General features: G+C 63.1%; 13 protein-coding genes. 8 read left to right on the top strand and 5 right to left on the bottom strand.

Annotated elements, in window-relative coordinates; genetic code table 11:
• Positions 1-3 precede the first annotated feature (3 nt).
• Positions 4-819: an HpcH/HpaI aldolase family protein gene (locus tag ACTJKX_RS08950; RefSeq protein WP_440725044.1), complete on the top strand. Its 816-nt coding sequence runs from the start codon at positions 4-6 to the stop codon at positions 817-819.
• A 135-nt stretch (positions 820-954) separates the two neighbouring features.
• Here ACTJKX_RS08950 and ACTJKX_RS08945 read toward each other — a convergent pair whose 3' ends face one another.
• A complete protein-coding gene (locus ACTJKX_RS08945; protein ID WP_440725043.1) occupies positions 955-1956 on the bottom strand; it encodes a Gfo/Idh/MocA family protein in 1002 nt (333 codons plus the stop codon).
• A gap of 128 nt (positions 1957-2084) precedes the next feature.
• Entirely contained in the window at positions 2085-3278 is a 1194-nt protein-coding gene (locus ACTJKX_RS08940) for a Gfo/Idh/MocA family protein (protein ID WP_440725042.1), read from the bottom strand.
• A 368-nt stretch (positions 3279-3646) separates the two neighbouring features.
• Between ACTJKX_RS08940 and ACTJKX_RS08935 the strand changes: the two genes are divergently transcribed.
• The 4 genes from ACTJKX_RS08935 (at position 3647) to ACTJKX_RS08920 (ending at position 7571) form a co-directional block, all read left to right on the top strand.
• Positions 3647-4387: an ATP-binding cassette domain-containing protein gene (locus tag ACTJKX_RS08935; RefSeq protein WP_311936928.1), complete on the top strand. Its 741-nt coding sequence runs from the start codon at positions 3647-3649 to the stop codon at positions 4385-4387.
• A 7-nt stretch (positions 4388-4394) separates the two neighbouring features.
• Positions 4395-5435 (top strand): ABC transporter permease, encoded by a 1041-nt coding sequence (locus tag ACTJKX_RS08930; protein WP_367624736.1) that lies wholly within the window; start codon positions 4395-4397, stop codon positions 5433-5435.
• A gap of 80 nt (positions 5436-5515) precedes the next feature.
• Positions 5516-6532 (top strand): sugar-binding protein, encoded by a 1017-nt coding sequence (locus ACTJKX_RS08925; protein ID WP_367624735.1) that lies wholly within the window; start codon positions 5516-5518, stop codon positions 6530-6532.
• Positions 6533-6701: 169 nt separating this feature from the next.
• Entirely contained in the window at positions 6702-7571 is an 870-nt protein-coding gene (locus tag ACTJKX_RS08920; protein WP_322432915.1) for a MurR/RpiR family transcriptional regulator, read from the top strand.
• 72 nt (positions 7572-7643) lie between these two features.
• Here the strand turns inward: ACTJKX_RS08920 and ACTJKX_RS08915 are convergent, their stop codons facing one another.
• From ACTJKX_RS08915 to iolD, 3 genes are all read right to left on the bottom strand, one after another.
• A complete protein-coding gene (locus ACTJKX_RS08915; protein WP_440725041.1) occupies positions 7644-8462 on the bottom strand; it encodes an SDR family oxidoreductase in 819 nt (272 codons plus the stop codon).
• Between the two features lie 4 nt (positions 8463-8466).
• Positions 8467-9366, bottom strand: a complete 900-nt coding sequence (gene iolE, locus ACTJKX_RS08910) for a myo-inosose-2 dehydratase (RefSeq protein WP_394311500.1) — start codon at positions 9364-9366, stop codon at positions 8467-8469.
• A 113-nt stretch (positions 9367-9479) separates the two neighbouring features.
• Positions 9480-11324, bottom strand: coding sequence for a 3D-(3,5/4)-trihydroxycyclohexane-1,2-dione acylhydrolase (decyclizing) (gene iolD / locus ACTJKX_RS08905; RefSeq protein WP_440725040.1), 1845 nt, complete (start codon positions 11322-11324; stop codon positions 9480-9482).
• 198 nt (positions 11325-11522) lie between these two features.
• On the opposite strand from iolD, the gene ACTJKX_RS08900 reads away from it, so the two are divergent.
• The 3 genes from ACTJKX_RS08900 (at position 11523) to ACTJKX_RS08890 (ending at position 14281) form a co-directional block, all read left to right on the top strand.
• Positions 11523-12491, top strand: coding sequence for a hydroxyacid dehydrogenase (locus ACTJKX_RS08900; RefSeq protein WP_394311496.1), 969 nt, complete (start codon positions 11523-11525; stop codon positions 12489-12491).
• Entirely contained in the window at positions 12478-13605 is a 1128-nt protein-coding gene (locus ACTJKX_RS08895) for a Gfo/Idh/MocA family protein (RefSeq protein ID WP_440725039.1), read from the top strand. The genes ACTJKX_RS08900 and ACTJKX_RS08895 overlap by 14 nt, the downstream gene beginning before the upstream one ends.
• Positions 13606-13738: 133 nt before the next feature.
• Positions 13739-14281 (top strand): Chromate resistance protein ChrB, encoded by a 543-nt coding sequence (locus tag ACTJKX_RS08890; RefSeq protein ID WP_394311492.1) that lies wholly within the window; start codon positions 13739-13741, stop codon positions 14279-14281.
• Positions 14282-14291: the final 10 nt, after the last annotated feature.

The following is a 14291-nucleotide window of genomic DNA, read 5'->3' as shown; positions in this document are numbered from 1 at the left end:
GCCTTGATCAGGAACAAGCTGAAGCAGAGTTGGGCCGAGGGACGGGCCACCATCAACGGATGGCTCTCGATCGGCAACCCGTTCACTGCGGAAATCATGGCGGCGCAAGGCTATGACAGCCTTACGGTGGACGTGCAGCACGGGGCTCTCGACTATTCCATGCTGCTGCCGATGCTGCAGGCCATGCGCGCATCCGGCGTCGTGCCGATGGCGCGCGTGCCCTGGCTCGAACCCGGCATCATCATGAAGGCGCTGGACGCCGGCGCCTATGGCATCATCTGCCCGATGGTGAACACGGCCGAACAGGCGGCCGAGTTCGTCAGCTACATGCGCTATCCGCCCCACGGCCAGCGCAGTTTCGGGCCAACACGAGCCAACTTCTCGGCCGGCGCCAATTATGCGGCCGAGGCCAATGACGAGATCCTCGGTTTCGCCATGGTCGAAACCGCCGAGGCCATGGCCAATCTGGAGGCCATCGCTGCTACACCCGGATTGGATGGCATCTATGTCGGGCCGGCAGATCTCACCTTCAGCCTGCATCAGGGACGTCTCGCGCCGGGCTTCGACCGCGAGGAGCCGGAGATGATCGAGGCGCTGCAGGCGATCGTCGCGGCATGCAAGAAATCGGGCAAGATCGCCGCCCTGCATTGCGGCACGCCCGACTATGCCACGCGTGCCATCGCCTGGGGCTTCGACATGACCACGGTGTCGGGCGATTCCAGGTTGCTCGCCGCTGCCGCGCAGGCCAGCGTCTCCCGCTTTCGCGAGCTCAACGGCAAACCGGCCACGGCATCCCCGGCGGTGAAATCGGCCTATTGATCGCGTGCCTGCAAAGGTCTCATGCCAGGGAACATAAAGGCTGGCCCGTCATTGCGAGCAAAGCGATCCGGGGGCTTGAAGGCATGGAGCCCACTGCCCTCCGATTGCTTCGCTTGCAATGACGGCGCTGGTGTATCAGCCATAGAGCCTGGGTACGGATGTGGCGGGAATATCCTCACGATGCCCGGAGGCGAGCGACCGCAGCCCCGCCTCGGCCACGAGGGTGGCGGCATATCCGTCCCAGGCACTCGCACCGGTGGGCTTGCCGTCCCTGATGCCGTCGATCCACCCCTGCGCCTGCAGGCGATAGGCATCCTGGAAGCGCGGGCGCCAGTCCAGCGGATAGCTCGCACCCTGTGACAAAGCGTGATTGACGAGCGCATGCACCGGCCGCTGCAGCTCGATCGTGCCCTTCTCGCACACGAGTTCGCCCCTGACGTCGTAGCCATAGGCGGCATCGTTGAAGACCTCGATGGTCGCCAAAGTGCCGCCGGCGCCGTCCAGCACCAGAAAGACGGGTGCGCCGGGCGATTGGGCGGAACGATTGCCGGGCCGGAATACCGAAATGGCGGTCAGGTCGCCGGCGAGCATCCAACGCACGATGTCGAATTCATGCACGGCCGAATTGGCAATGGCCATGCCGCCATCGAACCACGGTGGCGCTGCGACATTGCGATGAACGCAATGAAACAGCAGAGGCTTGCCGAGCCTGCCCGCCAGGAGTTGCTCCTTCATCGCGACATAGGCGGGATCGAACCGGCGCATATAGCCCACCTGGACCAGACGCACGCCTGCCGCTATCTCGGCATCGATCAGTTCGAGGCATTCCTGCGAGGTCGAGGCCAGGGGCTTTTCGCACAGCACCGGCTTGCGGGCCCCGATGCAGGCGAGGGTCAACTCCTTGTGGGTACTGTCCGGCGAGGCGATCAGCACGGCATCGACCTGGGGATCGCCGATGAGATGAAGGGGGTCGCTGGCGACTCCGGTGGCACCCACCTCGTCGGCAATCTGCTTGGCGCGCTCGGCATTGGCATCGTAGATGCCGCGGATGCTGGCTCCCGCCACCTGCGATGCGATCGTGCGGGCATGATCGGCACCCATCACGCCAACGCCGACAATCCCCAACCTGACACTCATTCCATCCTCCCGATTCCATCGTGGCCCTGCAGCACCGGACCCGATTTCGGAATCGAGTCCGGTACTGCAGGTTATTGCTGTCGCATCGCTTTTGCCGAAAACCGGCGTCCCCTTTTCGGCACGATGCTTTAGGCCAGCCGGCACGGCGTCCAGACACCACCTTTTTCATGCGATTCCACGGCGGCGTGGATGAAGCCCACGCCGCGGGCACCATCCTGCACGGTGGGAAATTCGAGCATGCCCGCCGGCAGTGAACGCTTGGCGGCTCTCGCCTCGATCGCCACCGCAAATTCGGTGTAGAGATTGGCCCAGGCATTGCTGAGCGCCTCGCCATGCCCGCTCGGCAGCGTGGACATTTTCCCGACACCAGGCAGCATCGCCCCTTCCTTGCCGCGGACGATTACCTCGTCCGGTTGCCCGAGGGAGCTGACCCGCAGATATTCGGGCTTCTCCTGGTCCCATTCGATGCCGCCGCGCTCGCCATAGACCCGCAAGCGCAGCGCGCAATAATTGCCGGGCGCGACCTGCGTGACCAGGAGCGTGCCGGGGGCGCCGCCGGCAAGGCGGATATTGATGAAGGCCGTGTCCTCCAGGCCGCGCGCGGGGCCGCACACATGCAGATCCGCTCTCAGTTCGACGATCGGTTCGGCCGTGACATAGCTCGCCAGATGAAAGGCGTGCGTGCCGATGTCGCTGATCGCCGACGCTCTGCCGACCCTTGCCGGATCCTGGCGCCAGGGCAGCTCTCCGCCAGCCGGCTTTTCTTCCAGGCAGGACCATTCCTGGAAATACTCGACATGAACCTGGCGGACCCGCCCGATCCGGCCTGCGAGGATCATGTGCCGCGCCTGCCGTACCATGGCGTGAAACGCGAAGGCATAAGTCACGCCGAAGACCAATCCCGTATCCCTCTCGAGGGTCATCAGGGCCTTGGCTTCGTCCAGGCTCGTCGTCAGGGGCTTGTCGCAGATGACGTTGACGCCCGCCTCGAGGAAGGCACGGGCGATGTCGTAGTGGGTGTGGTTGGGCGTACAGATCGAAACTGCATCGATGCCATCAGGGCGGGCTGCTTCATGCTGCGCCATGGTGCGATAATCGTCGTAGATGCGGTCGTCGGCCAGGAACCAGTCCCGGCCCGATGCCCGGGCCGTGGCCGGATCGGCTGAGAGCGCTCCTGCGACGATGTCCCACCGGTTGGAGAGACGAGCGCCGGCGGCGTGCCAAGCGCCGACTTGGCCACCGCGCCCGCCGCCGACGAAGCCAAGCCTCAGTCGACGATCGGCCCTGGGATAGGCCTCCATCCGAGATTGCCTGGCTGTCATGGCTTCCTCTCCCTGCACCTGCCGGTGCGATTTTTGCAATGATTATTGATAAAAATAATTTTAGTCAATTATCATTTCAATAACCCTTGACGGTCGCGTCGGCTTTGCAATAATTGTTGCAATCATAGTAAAAATGAAATAGAAATTGCAAAAAAGAAGCAAGCACCAGCGGCAGGACGGGGAAATTCGCAATGCGTGCCAGGCGTCACGAAAGCATCCTTGCTTGCAGCAGGATCGCCGGGCGACGGATCTTTCGATCCCAATGAAGTCGATGCTCTTCCAGCGCGGGCGGCCGCCTTTTTTCCGGTGGCATCTGCCGGCTTATGCGTCATGAATAGAGCAACAAGAAAAGAAAGAGGGAGCGAGGCATGACATTGCTGCAGCTGAAGTCAGTCTCAAAGAGCTTCGGCGCCATCAAGGCATTGACAGACGTCGAATTGACGATTGGCAGGGCCGAGATCGTCGGCTTGATGGGCGACAACGGCGCCGGCAAATCCACCTTGGTCAAACTGATCGCCGGCAACTTCCCTCCCACTTCCGGTGAAATCAAGCTCGACGACGAGGTGGTGCATTTCCACAAGCCGGTGGAGGCCCGGGCCAAGGGGATCGAGGTCGTCTATCAGGACCTTGCCCTGTGCAACAACCTCTCGGCCGCCGCCAACGTATTCCTCGGCCGCGAGATCAAGAAGGGCGTCGGTCCTTTACGCTGGCTCGATCACGGGGCGATGATCAAGAAGGCCGGTGAGCTCTTCGCCGAGCTCAAATCGGAAACCCGCCCCCGCGACCTGGTCCGACAGATGTCGGGAGGGCAGCGCCAGGCGGTGGCCATTGCACGCACGCGCCTGTCGCAGGCCAAGATCGTGTTGATGGACGAACCCACCGCCGCCATCAGCGTGCGGCAGGTTGCCGAGGTCCTGGGGCTGATCCATCGCCTGCGCGACGCCGGCATTTCGGTGGTGCTGATTTCCCATCGCATGCCCGACGTCTTCGAAGTCTGCGACCGCGTCGTCGTCATGCGGCGCGGCCATAAAGTGGCGGACAAGCCCATAGCCGCAACCTCGCCCGAAGAGGTTACGGGTCTCATCACCGGCGCAATCCAGGCAGCGTGAGGTTGCGATGACGGATGCTTCCAACCATTCCAAGCAGGCCAATGCGCCTGCGTCCGCCAATGTTTCCATCGAGTCGGTCCTGACGACGAAGGAAAAGTCACTGTGGCAGTCGCTCGTCTCCAGCCAGGCCTTCTGGGTGACGGTCGCACTGCTCGTCATCTGCATCGTGATGTCGATCCGCGAGCCGCGCTTCGCCACCGAGGACAATTTCTACAACATCACCCGCAACTTCGCCTTTATCGGCATCATGGCGCTCGGTGCCACCGCCGTGATCGTCACCGGCGGTATCGATTTGTCCGTCGGCTCGATCATGGGCCTGGTCGCCGTCGTCTGCGGATTGACGCTGGAGGCGGGTAATCCCTGGTATGCGGCCGTGCTGGCCGGCCTCGTCGCCGGCGGCATAGCCGGTGCCGTGAATGGCGGGCTCATCGCCTATGTCGGCCTGTCCCCCTTCGTGGTGACGCTCGGCATGCTCTCGGCCGCCCGCTCGGTCGCCGTCGTCCTGTCCGGCAACAAGATGCTCTACAATTTCGGTCCCGGCGGCCCGACCTTCAAGGCCATCGGCGCCGGCGCGATTTTCGGTATCGCCAATCCCGTCTGGGTGCTGCTCGTACTCACTTTCGCGCTCTTCGTGGTCATGCGCATGACGACATGGGGCCGGCATCTGATCGCCATAGGCGGCAATGAACAGGCCGCCAACCTTACAGGCGTCCCAGTCAAGCGCATCAAGCTGCAGGCCTATGTCGTTTCCGGCGTCAGCGGTGCCATCGCCGCGATCCTGAGCGTCGGCTGGGCCGGTTCGGCCATCAACTCCCTGGGCACGGGCTATGAACTGCGCGCCATCGCCTCCACGGTGATCGGCGGCGCCAATCTGATGGGCGGGGAGGGCGGTGCCTTCGGTGCGCTGATCGGCTCGGCTTTGCTTGAAGTGATCCGCAATTCCCTGCTCATGGCCGGCGTCGATTCCAACTGGCAGGGCGTTTTCGTCGGCAGCTTCCTGGTTCTTGCGGTCCTGCTCGAGCGGATCCGCGGCAAGAGACGCGAATGACCGGTCGAACCGGCATCGTGTGAACGCCCCAAGGGCGTGTCGCGGACACGTCCCGGAGGGCACAACATCCGGAGGAGACAATGCTCAAATATCTGCTGACCTCGGCGGCCCTTGCCGTTGGTCTTGCCGCGACGGCCGGTGGCGCCCATGCCGCCGACAAGCTAACCTTCGCGCTCGTCCCCAAGAACACCAACAATCCCTTCTTCGACCAGGCGCAGGCCGGCTGCAAGAAGGCGGAGAAGGAACTCAACGGCGCCATCGAATGCCTCTATGTCGGCCCGGGCGAACATGGCGGCGGCGACGAACAGGCGCAGATGGTGCAGGACCTCATCACCAAGGGCGTCGACGGCATCGCCGTCTCGGTGGCCAATGCACCGGCGATCGCCGCTGCGCTGCAGGGCGCGGCCGGGGCCAAGATTCCGGTGCTGACCTGGGACTCCGACCTGCTTCCCGACGCAAAGGGCGAGCGTGTCGCCTATGTCGGTACGCACAATTACGAGATCGGCGTGAATCTCGCCAAGATTGCCATGAAGATCAAGCCGAAGGGCGGCAAGATCTGCATCCAGTCGGGCGGTGCGGCAGCCGCCAACCACAATGAACGCATGCAGGGAATTCGCGATACCCTTGCCGGCAAGCCGAGCGCCCAGTCGCCGGGCGATCGCCTGACCGGCCAGAACGGCTGGACCGAAGTCGACGGGTGCCCGCTCTATACCGATGACGATTTCCCGAAATCGGTGCAGCAGCTCGAAGACACGCTCGGCAAATATCCCGATCTCGATGCGTTCATCCCGACGGGCGGCTTCCCCGAATTCCTGCCCGACGCCTATCGGCAGGTGGCGACCAAATATAAGAGCAAGATCGCCTCCGGCGCCCTTGCCCTGGTGGTTGCCGATACGCTGCCCGTGCAGATCGACCTTCTCAAGGAAGGCCTGGCTTCCGGCAATGTCGGCCAGCGTCCCTTCGAGATGGGCTATAAGGCGATGTATTTCCTCAAGGATATCAAGGACGGCAAGGCCCCGCCCAAGGATCCCAGCTATACCGGCCTGGACGTCTGCACACCCGAAAACGTCGCCACCTGCATCGGCGGTGGCAACTGACGGAGCCAGGCCGCTCCATACAGCCTGCAAGGCCCGTCGATCTTCCGGGCCATCCGGCGGGCAGTTCCGGATATGCCGCGTGGCTAACGCTGCGCGGCATACCTGTGATAAAGCGCGATTTGCATGCGGCATTTTCCCAAGCTGCCGGTGATTGGAGAAGGACATATTCATGGGCGCCGACAGTGTCCCGCAAGACTACGAGGACCTAATTCGGGTCATCCACGACAAGTATGACGGGATGAGCAAGGCCTATCAGAATATAGCCGTTTACCTGACCCAAAATCCCAATGATGTCGCGGTGATGTCGCTCAACGCCATCGCGGACACCTGCGGCATCCATGCCTCCAGTTTCGTTCGTTTCGCCCAGATGCTGGGCTATAAGGGCTTCAAGGAGGTGCAGGCGGTCTTCCAGCGACGCCTGTCGACGGCTGCGCCCGGTTTCCAGGCCAGGATCAAGGCCCTGGAGTCGGAGCTGAGCGACCGGGAGAATGTCGGCGGCTGGGGCTTCCTCCACGATCTGGTCCTGCGCGACATCGACGCCTTGCAGGAACTGCTGAACCTGACGACGGGAGAGACCATCGAAAAGGCCGTCGACCTGATGGAGAAGGCCGACACCATCTATCTGGTCGGCCAGCTTCGCTCGGCGCCGATCGTCGATCTCACTCGCTATATCCTGACCATGCTGGGAAAACGCACCGTTCTCCTCGATGCGAGCGGAGGCCTTTCCACCCATATCGCCGGCACCATGCGGCCCACGGATCTGCTCTTTGCCGTTTCTTTCCGGTTCTATGCGACCGAGGTCGTCAATATCGTCGAGCAGGCGGCGGCCCGAAAACTGCCGATCCTGGCGATAACGGACTCGACCCTTTCGCCCCTCGCCAAGAACGCAACCGTTCTGTTCGCAGTGCCCGAGCATCAATATACGTTTTCACGATCCCTGGCGGCTCCCATGTGTCTGGCGCAGTCCCTGACGGCGGCGCTGGCGGCACGCCTGCAGAAGGCTCCCGATCCCCGCATCCCGATCGTGACGCAACCCTAGGCGAGTGTTTGCACAGAGCAGCGGCCCACGAGGGGCCGCTTCCGGTCGCCAATACACCTCCGCGTGGGGCGATCATGCCAGGGAAAGGGCTTCATTGGGCACCGGCATCATGCCGGCTGATCCGCCCCACACCGTCTGGTCATAGTTGATGACGGCACCCGTCATCAGCCCGGCATCGTCGGAGACGATGAAGTTGACAGCCCTGGCCGCCTCGGCGGGATCGACGAGCCGGCCGAAAGGCAGTGCCGCCGCGGCCTTGGCCTCCCAGTCGGGATCGCCGGTGGAGGCCGCCTGCAGCTCGCGTTCATGATCGGACGACATCCAGCCGACATTGAGCTGGTTCACGCGGATACGGTTCTTCATCACCGAGAAGGCCGTATTGCGGGTCAGCGTCGCCAGGGCGCCCTTGGAAGCGCAATAGGCGTTGATGAAAGGCTGTCCCGCATGTTCGGAAATCGAACCGATATTGCAGACCGATCCGGCGATGCCGTCGCGGATCATCAGCTTCATCGCCTCCTGCATCAGGAAGTAGGGCCCGCGGACATTGGTGGCAAAGAGCTGGTCGAACAACTCGGGCGAGGTATCGAGGATCGTGCCGCGATCGGTGCAGGCGGCGGCATTCACGAGGACATCCACCCGGCCATAGACGCGGTCGGCCTCGGCAATGGCGTGCCGGCACTGTCCGACATCGGCGACATCGGCCTTGACGAAGTGAACGGGAACGCCGGTCCGCGCCCTGATTTCATCGGCCACCGCCTGGCCCTTGGCGGCATTGCGGCCGAGCGTGACCAGGCCGGCGGCCCCGGCGGCGGCGAGCTCATGCGCGATCGCAGCCCCCAGCCCCTGGGTCGAACCGGTCACGACGCAGATCTTTCCATCCATGCGGTTCATGGCATCAATTCTCCACCGAATAGCCGGCTGCGGCCATCACCCGCAGCAATTCCTTGTGCCCGATCCTGGCCATCTGCAGTGGCGGGCTCCTGACGGGGTCCTGCTCCGCCTCCACGACGAACCATCCTTCATAGCCGTGGCCGGCCAGCCGCTTCACGATCGCCTCGAAATCGAGGGATCCGTCTCCGGGAACGGTAAAGGCCCCCTTCACAACCGCATCGAGAAAACTCTCTTTGGTACGGTCGACGCTCTCGACCACCGCGGCGCGGATATCCTTGGTGTGGACATGGGAAATGCGGGCATGGTGCTTGTCGATCACCCGCAGCACGTCGCCGCCGGCGAAAGCCATGTGACCGGCATCGTAGAGCAGGGGCAAGGCGTCTCCCGAGTGCTTCATCAGGAGATCGAGTTCGGCTTCGGTCTCGATCGGCGCCGCCATGTGATGATGGTAGCTGATCGGCATGCCCTGTCCGGCGCACCATTCGGCGAAGATCGTCATCTTGCGCCCATAGGCCTTGATCTCTTCCTCGCTCAACCGCCTTTTGGTCGACAGGGGCGCCGAGCGATTGCCCTGGATGGTACCGGCGGTTTCGCCATAGACGATGCACGGTGCTCCAACCGCCTTGAAGAGGGCCATCTGTCCGGCGATGCGTTCCTTTTCCACCTCGAGATCGCCGTCGAGCAGCAGGCCCGAGAACCAGCCGCCGCAAACGCTCATGCCGTGTTTGTCCAGGACGGGCTTGAGCGCCGCGGGATCCATCGGAAAACGACGGCCCGTCTCCATTCCGGTAAAGCCCGCCTCGCGGGCCTGACGCAGGCACTCGTCGAGCGACACGTCGTCACTGAGTTCGGGCAGGTCATCATTCCACCAGGCAATCGGTGCGATGCCAAGTCGGGCTTTCATGAGGTTCTCCAAATCTGCATCGATGGAAATCGAGGTCGATCACCTCCAAAGGACAGTCCTGGGAAGCAGGCCTGGGAAGCAGGATAGTCCCGGCTGCTCGCAATATGCGTCCGTCATACCCCGACACGCTGGCGCTTGCGCCCGTCAAGCTGAGAGGCATGCGCCTCGCGTACCTCGCTCCTCTCGCTCGTGGCGGGAACCCCGACATCCCACCAGGCATCGCCCGGCGTCCAGGTGAAGGCGTCCGAAACGATGGAGATGACCGTGGTCCGGTCGTTGTTCTGCGCCCATTCGATGGCGGGGCCGAGATCGGCAAGGCTGTCCACCTGCCGGGTCAGGGCGCCCATCGCCTCGGCGTGCTTGGCGAAGTCGACCGCAAAGGGCTCCTTCACCCGGCAATCCTTGATCAGATTGTTGAAGGAAGCCCCGCCCTTGGCATTCTGCAGCCGGTTGATCACGGCATAGCCGCCATTGTCGCAGACGATCACAATGATCTTGTGGCCGCTCAGGACGGTCGAATAGATGTCCGAGTTCATCATCATGTAGGTGCCGTCGCCGACCATGACGATCGGCGTGCGCGTCGGATCGGCCATTGCCGCGCCCCAGCCCGCTGCGATCTCATAGCCCATGCAGGAAAAGCCGAACTCGCAGTCGAAGGTGTTGGGCTCCTTGACCCGCCAGTTCTTCATGACTTCGCCGGGCAGGCCGCCGGCAGCGGTGATGAGCAGGTCCCGGCTGCGGGCATTGGCATTCACCACCCCGACGACCTGTGCGTAGGTGGGGACCGGCTCGTTGGTAGGCTTTTGGAAGCCATCGAGCATGGCATTCCATTTGGCGAATTCCGCCACGCCCTTCTGCGTCCAGGCCGCCGGCACCGTCCAATCGCCAAGTGCATCCGCCAATTCCCCGACGGTTTCCAGGGCATCGCCGACCACCGCCAGCGCCCGATGCTTGGTGGCATCCCAGCGCGCCGCGTTGATCGAGATGAATTTCGCCGTCTGCGAGAAGGCGGTCCAGGAGCCGGTGGTGAAATCCATCAGGCGCGTGCCGATGGCGAGGATCACATCGGCCTCGCTGGCCAGGGCATTGGCGGAAGTCGAACCGACGATGCCGATCGGCCCGACATGGGCGGGATGGTCATGGGTGAGCGCGCCCTTGCCGGCAATGGTCTCGGCGAGCGGAATGCCCCGCTTCGCGGCAAACTCGGCCAGGGCCTTTTCGGCGCCGGAATAGCGCACGCCGCCGCCTGAAATGATGAGCGGCCGCTTTGCCTGTTGCAGGATCTTCACGGCTTCCTGGAGGCGATCGCGATCCGGGCGCGGCCTTGGGATCTTGTGCACGGCAGGCTCGAAGAACGCTTCCGGATAGTCCCAGGTCATTTCCTGGACGTCCTGAGGCAACGCGATGAAGGCGGGCCCGCAATCGGCCGGATCCAGCAGCACGCCGACGGCCTGCGGCAGCGAGGAGATGATCTGCTCGGGATGGACGATGCGGTCCCAATAGCGCGTCACGGCCTTGAAGGCGTCGTTGACGTTGATGGTGGGATCACCGAAATGCTCCACCTGCTGCATGACGGGATCGGGGCGGCGATTGACGAAAGTGTCGCCGGAGAGCAGCAGCACCGGCAGGCGGTTGGAATGGGCGACGCCGGCCGCGGTGACCATGTTGAGCGCACCGGGGCCGATCGAACTCGTCGCCACCATGATCTGGCGTCGGCGTTTGGCCTTGGCGAAGCCGATTGCCGCCAGGGCCATCGATTGCTCGTTCTGGCCGCGCCAGGTCGGCAAAGTGTCCTTGACCGCCTCCAGGGCCTCCGACAGGCAGGTGACGTTGCCATGCCCGAAGATCGCGAAAACACCCGGAAAGAGCGGAACTTTCGCGCCCTCTACGACTGTAAACTGATTGCACAGATAACGGACCAGGGCCTGGGCCATGGTGAGGCGGAGTGTTGCCGGCATCGTGTTCCTCCCACGCAACCGCGATTTTTCCATTGCTTACGAAATGATTATTGACAATGCAACATATTTGCAATCACCATTGCAAAATGCTTGGCAGGAGGCAGGCTCCCTCTCATGAGCGAGCATGACGGCGCTCCCCATATCGCGGGCATGAAACGATCGACAGAACCAGCCACCAGCGCTGGGCCGGAGGAAACGATGCCGCACGTACTCGTCGCCGGCAAATTGCATCCGAGCGGAATCGCATTGCTGCGTGACGCTCCCGAGGTGACGTTCGACTATGTCGAAGAGGTCTCGGAGGAAAGCTACGCCCCTTTCATCGCCGCTGCGGACGGCCTGGTCATTCGCACGCAACCTCTCTCGGCCCCCATCATCGCGCAGGCCGAAAGGCTCAAGATCGTTTCGCGGCACGGCGTCGGCTATGACGCCGTCGACCTGCCCGCACTGAACGGCAGGGGCATCGCGCTTGCGATCGTGGGCGATGTCAATTCGATCTCAGTGGCCGAGCACGCTATGCTGCTGCTGCTCGCCTGCGCCAAGAAGCTGTTGCGGGCCGATGCCAGCGTGCGCGAAGGCAACTGGATCTGGCGCAACAGGCTCGAAGCGACCGAACTATCCGGAAAACGCCTTCTCATCATGGGATTTGGCCGGACGGGGCGCCAGCTTGCCCGATATGCCGGAGTGTTCGGCATGGAGATCAGGGCATATGACCCCTACCTGCAGGCCGCCGGCTGGCCGGAGGGGCCGGTTGCTCCCGTCGATGAGCTTGCCGTCGGATTGGGCTGGGCCGACGCCATATCGGTGCATGTGCCCAAGGCCGCCTGCCCGGCGATCGGTGCCGGGGAACTCGCGGCAATGAAACCCTCCGCAATTGTCGTCAATACTGCGCGCGGAGGCGTGGTTGACGAGGCGGCCCTGCTGGAGGCCCTGCGCCAGGGAAGGATTTCGGCCGCCGGTCTCGATGTCTTCGACGACGAACCTCCTCTTGCCGATCACCCCTTGTTCGGGCTCGATCAGGTCATCCTGACGCCGCACATCGCCGGCCTGACGGCTGAGTGCGCCGAGCGGATGGCCATTTCTTCGGTGCAGAACGTGCTCGATTTCTTTTCCGGCACCATCGACCCGGCCCTTGTCGTCAACAAAGAACAGCTCAATGCCAACTCCTAAGCAGCAGCTCAGAATCGGCCTCATCGGCACGGGTTTCATGGGCAAGACCCATGTTTTCGGCTTTGCCGCCGCACAGCGGGTCTTCGACCTCGACTATGACATCGTGCTGCACACGGTCGCCGACCGCAGCGAGGAACTGGCCGCCGCTGCGGCGCAGACGCTCGGCTTCAGTACGTCGTCGGGCGACTGGAAAACCCTGATCGCCGATCCCGATATCGACGTGATCGACATCACCGCTCCCAATACGCTGCACAAGCAGATGGCGCTTGCCGCGCTGGCGGCCGGCAAGCACGTCTATTGCGAAAAGCCCCTCGCCACCACCGCGGCCGATGCCGCCGAGATGGCGCAGGCCGCGCAAGCTGCCGGTGTCCGTACCCAGGTCGGCTTCAACTATCTGTGCAATCCTCTGTTTTCGCTGGCCCGCGACATGATCCGTGGCGGTGAGCTCGGCGAGATCCGCAGCTATCGGGGCATTCACGCCGAGGACTACATGGCCGACGCCGAAAGCCCTTTCACCTTCCGGCACGATCCGGCCGGCGGCGGAGCCCTGGCGGATCTGGGCAGCCATGCGTTGGCGACGGCGGAGTTCCTGCTCGGACCGATCGAACGTGTGCAGGGCGACAGCGTTACCGTGATCGCCAGCCGGCCCGATGGCAAGGGAGGCCGACGGAATGTCGAGGTCGACGATCTCGGCCGCGCCTTCCTGCGGTTCGCCAGCGGCGCGTCCGGCAGTCTGGAGGCGAGCTGGATCGCCATGGGCCGCAAGATGCAGCATGACTTCGAAGTCTATGGCACCAAAGGAGCCCTGATTTTCAGCCAGGAGCGCTTCAACGAGCTCCATTTCTTCGATACGTCCGACCGGCAGGGGCGCCGTGGCTTCCGCCGCATCGAGGCCGGCCCAGACCACGCCCCCTATGGAGCGTTCTGCGTTGCTCCCGGCCACCAGCTCGGCTTCAACGATCTCAAGGCGATCGAGATCGCAGGCTTCGTCGACGCCATTGCCGGCAAACGGCCCGAGCCCTTCGGTTTCAAGGCCGGCCATCGCATCCAGTCGCTGGTCGAGGCGATACAAAGATCCGGCCTCGAAGGGCGCTGGATCGATACGTCCCAATGATTGCGGGCGGAATGGCCTAGGCCGGGCTTGGTTGCCTTCCTCCCGTGAGCCATCCAGCAGCGGTTCCGGCGGAGAAGCGGTGCCATTGTGATTGCGGTTGAAATGTTACGGCTGTTTCATCACAATGAGTTCCATGGTTTCGCTTTCCTGGTTGTTGCTGACGTACAAGGTGCCACCCGAACCGGCTGCCCGGCGTATCGCGCTCTGGCGGCGGCTCAAGGGGATGGGGGCGGTCTATCTGCAGAACGGCGTGTGTCTCCTGCCCAAGACCAATGACCACATCCGCCGCCTGAAGATGATCGAGAACGATATCGCCGACCTGTCGGGGGATTGCGTGATCCTGGAGACGGTTGCGCTCGATCAAGGGCAGGAAGAGAAAGTCGTAAGCCGCTTCAAGGACGATCGGGACGAGCAATATCGCGAATTCCTGGGGCGATGCGCCGATTTCGAAAAGGAAATCGCCAAGGAAATTGCGATCAACAAGTTCACCTATGCCGAACTGGAGGAAGAGGACACCGACCTCAAGAAGCTCCAGGGGTGGCTCGAGAAGATCAGGAAACTCGATTTCTACGGTGCGTCGCTCGCCGGGGAGGCGGCCGAGCGCCTGCATGCCTGCGAGGCTCTGCTCGACAGCTACGCCCAACGCGTCTTCGAGGCACAGGACGAGAACCGCTGAGATGGCCGAT

It is taken from the genome of Labrys sp. 22185, from assembly GCF_052045555.1.
Classification (GTDB): domain Bacteria; phylum Pseudomonadota; class Alphaproteobacteria; order Rhizobiales; family Labraceae; genus Labrys; species Labrys neptuniae.
This window is presented reverse-complemented; position numbering and strand designations above follow the sequence as displayed.

Coding starts and splice junctions, on each gene's coding strand:
- iolE (WP_394311500.1), bottom strand. CDS start 9,366: ATGAAAGCCCGACTTGGCATCGCACCGATTGCCTGGTGGAATGATGAC.
- ACTJKX_RS08945 (WP_440725043.1), bottom strand. CDS start 1,956: ATGAGTGTCAGGTTGGGGATTGTCGGCGTTGGCGTGATGGGTGCCGAT.
- ACTJKX_RS08895 (WP_440725039.1), top strand. CDS start 12,478: ATGCCAACTCCTAAGCAGCAGCTCAGAATCGGCCTCATCGGCACGGGT.
- ACTJKX_RS08935 (WP_311936928.1), top strand. CDS start 3,647: ATGACATTGCTGCAGCTGAAGTCAGTCTCAAAGAGCTTCGGCGCCATC.
- ACTJKX_RS08900 (WP_394311496.1), top strand. CDS start 11,523: ATGCCGCACGTACTCGTCGCCGGCAAATTGCATCCGAGCGGAATCGCA.
- ACTJKX_RS08920 (WP_322432915.1), top strand. CDS start 6,702: ATGGGCGCCGACAGTGTCCCGCAAGACTACGAGGACCTAATTCGGGTC.
- ACTJKX_RS08930 (WP_367624736.1), top strand. CDS start 4,395: ATGACGGATGCTTCCAACCATTCCAAGCAGGCCAATGCGCCTGCGTCC.
- ACTJKX_RS08925 (WP_367624735.1), top strand. CDS start 5,516: ATGCTCAAATATCTGCTGACCTCGGCGGCCCTTGCCGTTGGTCTTGCC.
- ACTJKX_RS08940 (WP_440725042.1), bottom strand. CDS start 3,278: ATGACAGCCAGGCAATCTCGGATGGAGGCCTATCCCAGGGCCGATCGT.
- ACTJKX_RS08915 (WP_440725041.1), bottom strand. CDS start 8,462: ATGAACCGCATGGATGGAAAGATCTGCGTCGTGACCGGTTCGACCCAG.
- iolD (WP_440725040.1), bottom strand. CDS start 11,324: ATGCCGGCAACACTCCGCCTCACCATGGCCCAGGCCCTGGTCCGTTAT.
- ACTJKX_RS08890 (WP_394311492.1), top strand. CDS start 13,739: ATGGTTTCGCTTTCCTGGTTGTTGCTGACGTACAAGGTGCCACCCGAA.